The sequence below is a fragment of the Desulfosporosinus sp. I2 genome (assembly GCF_000960765.1).
In the GTDB taxonomy this organism is placed as follows: Bacteria; Bacillota; Desulfitobacteriia; order Desulfitobacteriales; family Desulfitobacteriaceae; genus Desulfosporosinus.
The window spans coordinates 21470-33791 of the sequence record NZ_JYNH01000039.1 but is presented as its reverse complement, the minus strand read 5'-3'; the positions used below and the strand labels follow the sequence as shown (position 1 = coordinate 33791).

The 12322-nt window shown below is 37.2% G+C and carries 9 protein-coding genes and 1 pseudogene; 8 read left to right on the top strand and 2 right to left on the bottom strand.

What is annotated here, in order from left to right:
• Positions 1-21: 21 nt before the first annotated feature.
• From UF75_RS30705 to UF75_RS31020, 8 genes are all read left to right on the top strand, one after another.
• Positions 22-129 (top strand): universal stress protein, encoded by a 108-nt coding sequence (locus UF75_RS30705; RefSeq protein ID WP_348983048.1) that lies wholly within the window; start codon positions 22-24, stop codon positions 127-129.
• A 912-nt stretch (positions 130-1041) separates the two neighbouring features.
• Entirely contained in the window at positions 1042-1674 is a 633-nt protein-coding gene (locus UF75_RS11085; protein WP_045574670.1) for a hypothetical protein, read from the top strand.
• A gap of 166 nt (positions 1675-1840) precedes the next feature.
• On the top strand, positions 1841-2767 hold the full coding sequence (locus tag UF75_RS11080; protein ID WP_045574669.1) for a sulfite exporter TauE/SafE family protein: 927 nt from the start codon (positions 1841-1843) through the stop codon (positions 2765-2767).
• A gap of 6 nt (positions 2768-2773) precedes the next feature.
• A complete protein-coding gene (locus tag UF75_RS11075) occupies positions 2774-3244 on the top strand; it encodes a hypothetical protein (protein ID WP_045574668.1) in 471 nt (156 codons plus the stop codon).
• Positions 3245-4380: 1136 nt separating this feature from the next.
• Positions 4381-6183 (top strand): SulP family inorganic anion transporter, encoded by a 1803-nt coding sequence (locus UF75_RS11070; protein ID WP_045574667.1) that lies wholly within the window; start codon positions 4381-4383, stop codon positions 6181-6183.
• A 96-nt stretch (positions 6184-6279) separates the two neighbouring features.
• On the top strand, positions 6280-6903 hold the full coding sequence (locus UF75_RS11065) for a hypothetical protein (protein WP_045574666.1): 624 nt from the start codon (positions 6280-6282) through the stop codon (positions 6901-6903).
• 510 nt (positions 6904-7413) lie between these two features.
• Positions 7414-8001 carry a hypothetical protein gene (locus UF75_RS11060; protein WP_045574673.1) on the top strand — a complete coding sequence of 196 codons (588 nt, stop codon included), beginning with the start codon at positions 7414-7416 and terminating at the stop codon, positions 7999-8001.
• A 139-nt stretch (positions 8002-8140) separates the two neighbouring features.
• On the top strand, positions 8141-9247 hold the full coding sequence (locus UF75_RS31020) for a universal stress protein (RefSeq protein WP_045574665.1): 1107 nt from the start codon (positions 8141-8143) through the stop codon (positions 9245-9247).
• 64 nt (positions 9248-9311) lie between these two features.
• On the opposite strand, the gene UF75_RS11050 is transcribed toward UF75_RS31020, so the two are convergent.
• On the bottom strand, positions 9312-10655 hold the full coding sequence (locus tag UF75_RS11050; protein WP_045574664.1) for a sigma-54 dependent transcriptional regulator: 1344 nt from the start codon (positions 10653-10655) through the stop codon (positions 9312-9314).
• Positions 10630-12244: pseudogene (locus tag UF75_RS11045) on the bottom strand (ATP-binding protein). Before UF75_RS11045 ends, UF75_RS11050 begins: the two are co-directional and overlap by 26 nt.
• Positions 12245-12322: the final 78 nt, after the last annotated feature.

Below are 12322 nucleotides of genomic sequence, written 5' to 3'. Positions count from 1 at the left end.
ACCAATAAATCATTTGAATTTATAATTATTGGCGCGAAGAAGCTTGGCATTTTAAAACGTTTAGTATTTGGTTGTTTAGCACAGAGTGTACTTAATAAATCAGCAATACCTGTGTTGATAATCAAATAGCTCTTTAAATAGTTATTAGTGATATCTTAAAAGTGGGTTGAGCCATCGATTAATGGTTCAACCCACTTTTTGTGTCATCAGTGTCATTTAATGTAATCAGCGTAATCTTACATAAACAAGTGATTGCCTGATATTCTTCGTCGAGAGCTGCACTTAATTTATATAGTTCTTGCTAATACTTCTAATAATGAAATTATAGTTATCAAAGGCTGTGATACCAAGCAAAGGCAGTTCCTTTGCAATCCACAGAATTCATTATGATCGTATATCATTTAACATACATAAAGAAATAATTAGCAAATTTGCATTGATACAAAAAAATAATTAATTTATCCATAAGAATATATAATGGTTTTTATAATATATAAGATGTTATGGTGAAAACTCTATTCGCTATAGTTCCTTGATCAATTTTTCAATAATAAATCAGGTAATTATAGCAAATGCCAATAAAAGAGGCACTATTAAATCTGTTTTAGTGCTTAGGGTAAGAAATATTGATTAATATTTCTGATTATTGCCCCTCATTAGAGATCGAGAAGGGCCGAGAGACAAGTAGAAAATTGTTGGACATGACAAAATTGCTGAATAGTATTCGGTCCAGCCATAGCGTATAGTGATTACGAACATATTGCCATGCTATTTACACCAAGCGAACATAATGCTAAAATTTGATTGTGAACATAGTTACTTAGTATTAAGAAAAAAGATCCACGAAAAGATCCACGAAAAGATTCACGAAAAGATTCACGAAAAGATTCACGAAAAGATTCATGAAATGTTCCACAAAAAGATCAAGATAATGATCGATGAAAGAAGCTATGAAAAAATTTATGAAAAAATTCACGAATGATTTATAAACAGCCAGCTCTTGTCGGTGAGCGAGCATAACGACTGAACGGGGGGATTAGCTTGCCCAGCTTAGTACTCAATAAATATTCATCTATAGATGAGAAGGAAAAGAGGAAGATGAAAAGGGAGTCGGGAGAAAAAACTTACCCAATTTGGCTATTAGTGAATCCAAAACATCCTGCTGTCCGACATAACATTTGGTCACCTGTGTTAGCTGAGATTCAGGACAGAGTATTTAAGGAAATGCATATGAGAATAGACTCGACGAATATTTATGTTAGGAATGCTGTTGAAGATAGCGATATAGTTCCTAAGACACTAAATTGGTGGGGACCAGAAGTTGCTTCTGAAATAGAGTCGTTTAGGGAAATCGCTTTTCAATATAAACCTAAGATTTTAATTACTTTTGGAGCATTTACTTATGAATTTATGAGACGAGTCTATGAGATCAAACCCGAAAAAGGACCTAAATCTTGGGGTACGACAAAATTAGGAAATGAATTTGGAAGATCAATTCAGAACTTTGACATTAACAAAACTAATTGCATTCCATTACTTCGACGAGTCATTGAAAGTGGAAAATTCATTGTAGATCCTGATAGTTTAGGTGAAAATTACTTCCAATATGTCGGTACAAAGATTGCCGATAAGATTATTGAGAATAAGGATCGTTTTAATATATGGGTGGGATAAACAACACATTAATTACAAGATGTTCTTAGAAAAGATTGTCTAAATAGAGAGGCGGTGAAAATAGGTACAAGGATACATGTCAATATTATCACTTTGGCATTGACCGATCCTTAAAGTTCTAAAACCACCGTAAATATTTAGTTTAACCGTAGGAGGTCAAAAAGTTATGATTGGAAATTTCTTTATGTATGCTAGTTCATTATTTACATCAACTAATCTTGCTGTAGCTCAAGCAGCGGGTACACCTGGAGTACCTTGGTGGGTATGGCCTCTAGCGTTACTATTTTCTACCTTTTTGATTGGTATTGTTGCTGCGTTAGCCGGGGTAGGAGGTAGTGTACTCTATGTGCCTATTGTCAGCAGTTTTTTCCCCTTTAACTTTGACTTCATCCGTGGCTCAGGCTTGTTTGTAGCGCTTGCTTGTTCGTTGTCTGCAGCACCTAAACTCTTAAAATCAAATTTAGCTAGCCTACGCTTGGTTATACCTTTAGCAGTAATTGCTTCAGCATCAAGCATTGTAGGCGCATTTTTAGGACTTTCACTACCCCAAAGTATTCTCAAGATTTTGTTAGGGCTCTTAATTACAGGGATTGCAATGCTTTTCATTTTTTCAAAGAATAGCGAATTTCCTAAGATCGGTCGTCCTGATGCTTTAGCTCGTTACTTAAATATTGGAGGTGCTTATTTCGAGCCTTCTAGTGGTAAGGACGTTCGTTGGACCGTATGGAGACTTCCCGCTGGACTTGTACTCTTTAGTGGTATTGGGATAATTGCTGGAATGTTTGGGATAGGCGCAGGCTGGGCTAACGTGCCAGTGCTCAACCTCCTCTTAGGGGCACCGCTTAAAATTGCGGTTGGTACAAGTATGTCACTGTTAGCTATTACAGATACTTCCGCGGCGTGGATTTATTTGAATCAAGGTGCTGTACTTCCTATTATAACAATTCCATCTGTCATAGGGATTATGGTGGGCTCGAGGGTAGGTGTCAAGATTTTGAACACTGCAAAGCCAAAATCTATTCGTTATATTGTTATTCTAATGTTATTGTTCGCTGGTTTAAAATCATTACTAGCAGGATTAGGATGGGGGTAAAATATTATGAGCAGTCAAACACCTATTCCAAGTAATAATTTACGGAGTGCCATGAGTGACCAAACTAATATAGATGTTGAGGTAAGTCCAGAACAGAATAAATATGCTAACATCTTGTTGTTTTGCTCATGGGCCGGAATTATTGTCATGGTAATTACATTTCTTATTTATATGGCTGGTTTTTTAGATCCAATTGTTAAACCATCAGACATGCCACTTTATTGGGGTATGAGTGTACATCAGTATTCACAAGCAACAAATGCTCCCATAGGTTGGGACTGGTTAGGTTTAATTACTCATGCCGATTATTTAAATTTGGTGGGTTTAGCCTTTTTGGGGGTAGTGTCTGTTCTAGGTTATTTATCACTGTTAGTGACCTACTTGCGTAAAAAGGATTTTCCATATGCTACTATGGTTGGGTTGGAGATTATTATTATTGTTCTAGCTGCTTCTGGAGTTTTCCACATTGCTGAATAATTTTGACTAGATGTTACAATAGAGTGGCCCCGAAGAGATAACACTTCTCCTCGGGGCTTTAATATGTTCTGTTTTGTGGCTCTGATTAACAGTCTTTAAGAGAAGACAATTAATCAGAGCCTTTTTACAGCCAAGGTCATTATTACTTAATGTTTTACAGTTCAACCATAAATAAAACTGAGTACGATAATACTGTATTGCTATAGACAGCGAATTTTGACGATGTTAATCTTTAGTTAGTTAATCAAATAGATAAGGAGGTTGAGATTATGGTTATGGGTGTTATTGCTATCATCGTTATGGTCGCTGTTTTCGGAATTGTTCTTTTCGATTATAAGTCAAGGACTCATGGCATGAATTAACGAGGAGGATTAGAAATTGAATAAACTAGCGTTCAGGTTCAGTAAGAAGGTTTTAAGCTACGGGTCCCATATAGGTCTATAAAAAAGCAGCCTCGAAAGGTCGCTAAGAAATTTGATTATTATTATGTATCGCATAAAGCCTACTAGGGGTTAGAATTATATCTTTAAGCTAGCTTTAGAAGGACTAAAGTAGATTAGGGCCTGAAGATATGTATCCTCTTCGGGCCTATCTATTTAAATTGGCTTTGGTTATTTGAAAAAGATTTCAATGTCATCAATTACACCATAAAAAATATCGAGTACGACAATACTGATCTACTATAGACACAACATTGTACTCAATGCTAATCTTTACTTGATGCTAGGTAGATACTAAAGGGGGGATTACCACTAACCATAAAGGCTTCAGCCAGTGTAAACTAAAAAAAGCTGCCTCGAAAGGCGCTAAGAAATTTGATCATCGGTATTATGAAAAGTTGGACTATTATTTTGAGATTTTGCTCAGTTTGATTCGCTCGCTCGTTCTCGTGAAATTCTTCACTCAATATTAAACTTGATTTCAACTACCTTATGTATTGGTCAAGATTAAAGCCGAGACGTTAGACGATTTTTAGAACTACAAAGGTATGCTATAGAAGAATCTGTCCTCTGGTTAGATAGATTAACGAAAGATTATGGCACAAAAATCGGAGGAATTATGGGAGACCAATTTAGCCGTAAAGTAATAAAAATGCGAACATTGCATTTTCTATTCACTAATGAGATGTCATTTGGATGAAGGGTGGGATTCCTTTGTTATTATCTCCTGCAATTAATGATATAAAATCATACAAAAAAGAATATTTCAGTAAGGACCTGATTGCTGCATTGACAGTGGCAGTGGTTGCAATACCACAATCTATGGCTTATGCATTGATCGCGGGCGTTAACCCAGTGTATGGTTTGTATACAGCAATAGTATCAACCATTGTCGGTTCATTATTTGGCAGTTCAAAACACCTGATCGCTGGTCCGACCAATGCCATAGCGCTACTCGTAGCAGGCAGCATGAGGAACTATATGGGACTAGATAACGCATATCAACTGTTATTTCTTATGACGTTTCTCGTAGGGGCCTTACAAATTTTCTTTGGAGCCATAAAGCTGGGCAAGGTTATCAATTTCGTGTCCCATACTGTTATCGTTGGTTTCACAGCCGGGGCTGGTGTATTAATCGCTCTGGGTCAATTAAGTACACTCCTAAGTATTTCTATCAAAGATTCAGCACACATGCCAACGACAATGAAATTCTATTATGTTATAACCCACCTAGACCAAACCAACTTCTACGCACTTGGCCTTGGATTAATGACGATAGCCATTATGTTAATCTGTAAAAGGATCAATAAGAACTTGCCTGGTGCTTTAATCGGAATTGTCATTCCAATAATTTTCATCGTTATTTTTTCATTAGAACAGAAGGGTATAAAACTAACAGGTTATATTCCTTCTTCGCTACCACCCTTTAAAATGGTACAATTTAATCTGGAGTCTATTCAAAGCGTCTTTAGTGGTGCTATTGCCATTTCTATTATTGGATTGGTAGAAGCCATTTCAATCGCCAAATCTATTTCCAGCACTTCCCGACAAAAAATTGATGCTAACCAGGAATTTGTCGGACAGGGTTTAGCAAACCTAGTATCATCGTTTTTCCAGTGTTTCCCTGGTTCGGGTTCATTTACTCGTTCGGCGATTAATTATCATAATGGAGCCGTTAGCAGATTAGCTGGAATTATGTCAGGTGTTGTCGTGGCTTTAGTGCTCTTGTTTTTAGCGCCGTTCGCAAAATATATACCGAATCCATGCCTTGCCGGCGTGATTTTAGTAACTGCTTATAATTTGATCGACCAAAAGGAAATCAAGAAAGTCGTTAAAGTCGGCTTATTGAAATCGGATTCTATAGCAATGTGGGTAACCTGTTTCGCAACTATTTTAATGCCTGACTTAGATCAAGCAATTTATTTGGGAATTGCGCTATCGATTGCTTTATACCTCAGAGACACGAACAGAGTACCTGTTAAAATTCTTGTCCCAACACAGGGAACAGAATCCCAAATTATTGAGAATGAAGTTGAGGTTCTAAAGGGAAAAGTCGATATCTTAATTATTCAATTAGAAGGAAATTTATACTTCGGCTCGGCTTATGACTTAGAAGAAAAACTTGCTAGCTTGGTTAACAAATCGAAAGTGTTTATTTTAAGAATGAAGTATGTAGTGTCAATTGATTTGACATCAATTAATGCCCTAAAAGTTTTTATCAGGACTGTAAGAGAAGCGGGTGGGATCCTTATTGTCAGTGGTGTTAAGGCTGATCTTAGTTCTATGCTTAAAAATTCAAATCTCGATGCTGATATCGACGTTGACAATATATTTATGTCGGAAAATGAAGTATTTGCTTCTTCCACTAATGCATTAGAACGAGCAAGAGCCGTTCTAAAATGTGAGAAAGATACCGAAAAGAATTCTTTGGCTTGCAATCTCCTAGAGTCTGTTACAAATTTTAATGGTCAACAGTGGTCTGCTAACAGGAATATCTAAGAGAAGATATTTTTGATTAATTCTTATTGGTAAACTTTGGAACGACTAAAATTATAATCAATTGTGACAGAAATCATACTGAAAGGTGGGATTCATTTGTCAAGCATAGCTATCGATAAATATATACCTTTAGTCGAGAAAATGAAGAAACGAGAATCGGGAGATAGAAATTATCCAATTTGGTTATTAGTTAATCCAAAACATCCAGCTGTACGGCACAACATATGGACACCCGTATTAGCTGAGATACAGGATAAAATCTTTAGAGAAATTAGAAAACGAATCGATACTACAAATATTTACATCAGAAATGTTGTTAGTGACGGCAATATAGTACCTAATACATTAAATTGGTGGGGAGCAGATGTTGCGAGGGAAATAGAGTTGTTCAGGGAAATTGTTCTGGAACATGAGCCGAAGATTCTAATTTCGTTTGGGGCATTTCCCTTTGAGTTTCTGAGGCGTGTTTACGAGATCAAGCCCGAAAAGGGTCCTAAGTATTGGGGTGCTTCATACTTAGGAGACGAATTTGGAAGTGCAATTGAGAACTTTGATATAGACAAGACGAATAGGATACCCTTACTTCGCAGAGTCATCACAAGCGGTAATTTAATTGAAAATCACAATTATTTTGGCGAAAATTACTTTCATTATGTAGGGATGAAGATCGCTGAAAAGATTATTGAAAACAAAGATAGTCTTAAGATATGGATTGAATAAACTAACTGATAAATAAACTAAAGCTCCATGATAACTGTATTATCTTAGGAGCTTTAGTTTTACTTTTTTTCATACGACTAACTTAAAGGACAATTTTATGGATGAAAATCCCGTTAGAGAAGACGAATTCAGGTCACCAATATATAAATTATAGGGAATATATAGAATACAAAGATGCTATACAATAAATTTATCGTGAACATATCCATAATACTATAGACAAAATGGAAACATAATGATAATCTTAATTTGTGAGTATAGTCACAAATTAATTTAAAAAAAGCAGCCTCGAAAGGCCACTAAGAAATTTGATCATTGTTATTATATCACGGAATCGTTGAGCAAACTAGAGTCTTGTTTGAGAACATTATTACAAAGGTAGAATAATTATATTTGGTGGAAAGTAAAAATTGTGGCTGCTGACTAAGGGTAGAGGACAGAGATTATTTTAGATTGTTATCGCTTAAGAATTGAAACATAAATTATAAAGGTGGGATTTGAGTGGCTAGCATGGCACATCAATTAGATATACTTTCCGTTGAAAATGTTAAGAGGGAGTGGGGAGACCGTACGTATCCGATTTGGTTATTAGTCAATCCAAAACATTCTTCTGTTCGCCAAAACATTTGGGCTCCAGTTTTAGATGAGGTTCAGGATAAAGTATATAGGAAGATTCAGAAAAGAATAGATACGACTCAGATTTATATTCGGAATGTTGTCTGCGATAGTGAAATAGTTCCTAATACCTTAAATTGGTGGGGCTCAGAAGTATCAAAAGAGATAGAGCTGTTTAGGGAAATCGTTCTGGAGTATAAACCCAAGATTTTAATTTCGTTTGGAGCGTTTCCCTTTGAATTTTTGAGGCGTGTCAACAGGAGCAAGCCGGAGAAAGGGCCTAAGTCTTGGGGTAATGCTAACTTAGAAGATGAATTTAAACGATCTATTGATAATTTTGATATTAATAAAACTAATAGCATTCCTTTACTTCGACGATTGTTTGTAAGTCGAGCGGATGACGAAAATTACTTTCATTATACAGGGACATTGCTAGCTGAAAAGATTATTGAGAACAAGGATAGTTTTAATATATGGATTTAAGTTTGCCACCATTAATTTAGTTAATATTTTGGATTTTGAGTGAGACAGGTGTTCTATGAATGGACAGAGGGTTTATGCTATAATGAATGTCAATAAGAAAATGTAATGGTGAGAAATTATTAAAAAGGTGGTATTAAAGATGAGTGATACGAGTATGGTTAAGGTGCTTCTTTACTCTGATGGTACACAGCATTCATTATCTGCTGCCGTTTACACAACCAGTTTATTCAAGAACATCCCTAATATGCATTTAACTGTTTTGTATGTACGTGACAATGTTGAAAGTTCTAGGGGGGGAGATCCTAATTTAATAGAATCTTGGCCGATTGACCCCAAATCGGACTGGGTGAAACATTTAATGGGTGAAGCGGATTCGGACAAGATAATTCAGTATTCTGAAATACTTGCCAAAACCAACGAAATATTTTCTAAAAGAGGATACGACGTCAATCAGCAGGTTATTTATTCTGATTCGAATATTTCTGATATGGCAAAGGCAATTATTAATTATTCTACAACAAATGCCTTCGATTTATTAATTATGGGCACACGGGGGCTCACTAGTTTAAAAGGTTTGATTCATGGTAGTTTAACACATAATGTGATTAACAAGTCTAATATACCAGTATTGTTAGTGAAAAAACTCCCTCAGGAGTTTGTTGATCGTTACTGTACAGCCGACGATGGTGGAACCCATGGCTCCTCGTCTCAGTTCCGTGTACTTCTCTATTCCGATGGTTCGCATCAGGCTTTTTCTGCTGCCGTTTATACAGCCAATCTATTTAAGAATATACCTGATATGCAATTAACTGTCGTACAGGTTAGAGAGAGTGATGAAGAACCTATTGGCTCAGAACATAATTGGGTAGATGCTTGGCCGGTTAGTCCAACCGCAGAATGGATGAAGCATGCGCTCGATGCCTCTGATCCAGAAACAAAAAAACAATATCATGAAATACTTGCCAAAACCAATGAAGTATTTCTCCAAAAAGAGTATAATGTCAAACACCAGGTATTGTATGCTTCTAATGTAGTTTCCGAAACCGTAAATGTAATTTTTGATTATGCAACACAAAAACCATTTAATTTAGTAATCATGGGTACGCGAGGGCTTTCAACTTTAAATGGGTTGATATTCGGAAGTTTCGCACATAATGTGCTTAACAAGTCTAGTTTACCCGTGTTGTTAGTCAAGAAACTTCCTCAAGCTTTTATTGATAGTTTTTTGTCAGGCCCGAAGTCCTAAGTCCTTATTCAAAAAAGATTAAGTAAAGAGAAACGATAATACCCCATGGAACAACCTTGGGGTATTATTTTATGCCATACTTTTTCAGGCGATAAAGTAGAGTTGGACGAGAAATTCCTAGATATTTAGCGACCTTTGTTTGGTTATTATTATGTTTTTCCATTGCCTTGATGATAAGGTGTTTTTCCAACTCTTCCAAAGAAAAACCTCCTTCTGTAAGGTTCATAACAGGCGGTGTTGTTTCCTCTAGACTATTCAGTAATTCCTTGGGAAAATGTACAGGCTGAATTTCAGCGCCCTGACAAACAATAAGCGCTCTTTCGATCACGTTCTGAAGCTCTCTTATGTTACCAGGCCAGTTGTAGCCATTTAGAATCTTCATTGCTGATGAAGAAATCTTTACGCTATGAGAAGGATCAAATTTCTCAAGAAAATGATTAACCAGAAGGGGAATATCTTCTTTCCGTGCTCTAAGTGGCGGCATGCTGATACGCATGACATTTAAACGATAATAAAGGTCCTCCCTGAAGGTTCCGTTCGTAATTGCTGCGGCAAGATCTATATTAGTTGTGGCAATAACTCGTACATCAACATGGATCGTTTCAGTTCCGCCGACTCTTTCAAAACACCGTTCCTGAAGTACCCGCAGTAACTTGGCCTGCATACTGATCGGCATTTCTCCGCTCTCATCCAGAAAAATGGTACCTTTATCGGCGATTTCAAAGCGGCCTTTCTTTTTACTGGTGGCCCCAGTAAAGGCACCTTTTTCATGCCCAAAGAGCTCGCTTTCTAACAGCTGTTCTGGAAGGGCTGCACAGTTTACTGCCACAAAGGGCTTATCAGCTCGGTTGCTGCCTTTATGTATTTCTACAGCAGCTACTTCTTTGCCGGTTCCACTTTCACCAGTTATTAAAACAGTTGTATCAGTTTTTGCAACCTGTCGAATCAAAAGGGCAACTTCTTTAATCGCATCGCTCTGGCCGACAAGTTTCCCATATGTCTTTCCTAATTCTTGACGTAGAAAGTTAACCTGGCTTTCTAAATTAGAGAGATGTAAGGCTTGCTTAATTAGTACTTTTATTTCCTCTAGCTTAAAAGGCTTAGTAATATAATCTGTTGCCCCAATTTTCATAGCTTCAATTGCTGTGTCAATGGTTCCGTGGGCGGTAATCATAATTACTGGAATACTAGGGTTAATATTTTTAATCTCTTTTAACACCTCAATACCATCGATATCTGGCATTTTCAAATCCAATATTACCATCGAAGGTTCGGTTTCGCGGGTTAAGTCAATTCCTTGTAAACCTCTCGTGGCGGTAGATACTTGATAGCCTTCGTGACTTAATGCCCTCTCGAGGGCCCAACACATTCTTTCTTCATCGTCAATTACCAGAATTCTTGGCGTCAAGTAGATCACTCCTGTCACATAATGGTGATATTAGTGGAAGACTAATGATAAAGGTTGAACCTTTGTTTAGGGCACTATCCACCTCAATCGTTCCACCATGCAATTGAATACTTTGATAGGATATCGATAATCCCAGACCAGTACCTGTTTTTTTGGTCGTATAGAAGGGGTCAAAGATTCTTACCATTTCCTCCGCCGGGATTCCCTCACCAGTATCAGAGAAACTGATAACCACCATGTTGTCGGTTTCTCTTGTAATTATTTCTAATTTACCTCCAGAGGGCATGGCTTCGGCAGCATTAACAATTATATTTACAAATACCTGTTTTAGCTTTTCAGTATCAGCGAAGATCCTAGAAAGTTTGTTATCAAGCTGCAAGACAACTCCAACCCTCTGCTTTCGTAACATCGCAGCTGAAAAAGAGAGGACTCCCTTAATTAAATCATTGACTGAACACTCTTTAATGGAAACTTTAGTAGGACGGCCAAAGTCCAGTAGTTCTTGGATTTCCAGAGCCTGACGGTCTACTTGTTCGTCGATGGCTCTTGTAAATTCTTCGATGCCGCTCACTTGAGAGTATTCTTGCTTCATAAGTTCAACTAAAGTTTTGATAATACCAATGGGGTTACGTAATTCATGAGCAACACCAGTTGCTAAACGTCCAAGTGCAATAAGATGTTCAGATTGCCTTAGTTGATCTTCTAATCGTTCCTTTTCGGTTAGACTAACAGCCATACGATTAACTGCTCGGGCCACCTGACCTAATTCTCCTGACATTTCAGGTAATAAGTGATGGATATCCTTCTCCATGCTATGTAATCCCTGCTTTAAGCGATCCACTCCCGTTGTTAAATTTCTGATGATTATAAGAGTACCAATCATGACTAAGGCCAATACGCCAAGAGTAAAATAACGGACCAGTATTCGGAAAAAACTATTCTGGTAAAAAAAGGGGGTTAAGTCGCTCACCTACCCACATAACTGCTACCACTTTCCCGTTGAGTTCGACAGGAGAAATGTACTCAACGACCTGATCATTCCATGAGCCAGAAATTCGAAAGAGTGGTTCATTACTCATCTCAGTTGCTATCAGGCCTGATTTGGTATTGACAAATATTTCACTCTCTCTCTGAGCTTCTTCTTCCTGTGAGAGGTTACGAAAGTTATGCAGGAATCCTAGTACGGTTATTTTCTCAGTACGGGGAACATATAGACCAAAACGAATCCCCGGATTTGCTGGAAGCTGGGGTTCTACGACCCGAGTAAACTCGTTATGTAGAAGAGTTGATGAGACATCCCCTGGCCCTGGCCATAGAGCCTCCAGGCTTCTTGAAAACTCGCTATTTGTGCTTTTGACCAAGGCCTCCAGTCTCTGCTCCTTGTCAAAGAATACAACTTTATCTGTCCGTGACGCGAAAAAAATGTCATACATCAAGACTACTAAAGGGACCAGTATGATTGCGGAAATGATAATCACGATCTGATTAGTTAGACTATTCCCTTTAAAAGAAGAAAATATTTTTTTATTCTTCAGCAAAATCAACCTCCACTTAATTATATAATCAATAAAATGAATTATATAATACATTTTATTGATAGCAAGATACATTTATAAGGCTGCCTAAAAACACGGGAAACAGAGTAAGGAGACGATAAAGAGACATAA

Coding starts and splice junctions, on each gene's coding strand:
- UF75_RS11060 (WP_045574673.1), top strand. CDS start 7,414: ATGGCACATCAATTAGATATACTTTCCGTTGAAAATGTTAAGAGGGAG.
- UF75_RS11075 (WP_045574668.1), top strand. CDS start 2,774: ATGAGCAGTCAAACACCTATTCCAAGTAATAATTTACGGAGTGCCATG.
- UF75_RS11070 (WP_045574667.1), top strand. CDS start 4,381: ATGAAGGGTGGGATTCCTTTGTTATTATCTCCTGCAATTAATGATATA.
- UF75_RS11080 (WP_045574669.1), top strand. CDS start 1,841: ATGATTGGAAATTTCTTTATGTATGCTAGTTCATTATTTACATCAACT.
- UF75_RS31020 (WP_045574665.1), top strand. CDS start 8,141: ATGAGTGATACGAGTATGGTTAAGGTGCTTCTTTACTCTGATGGTACA.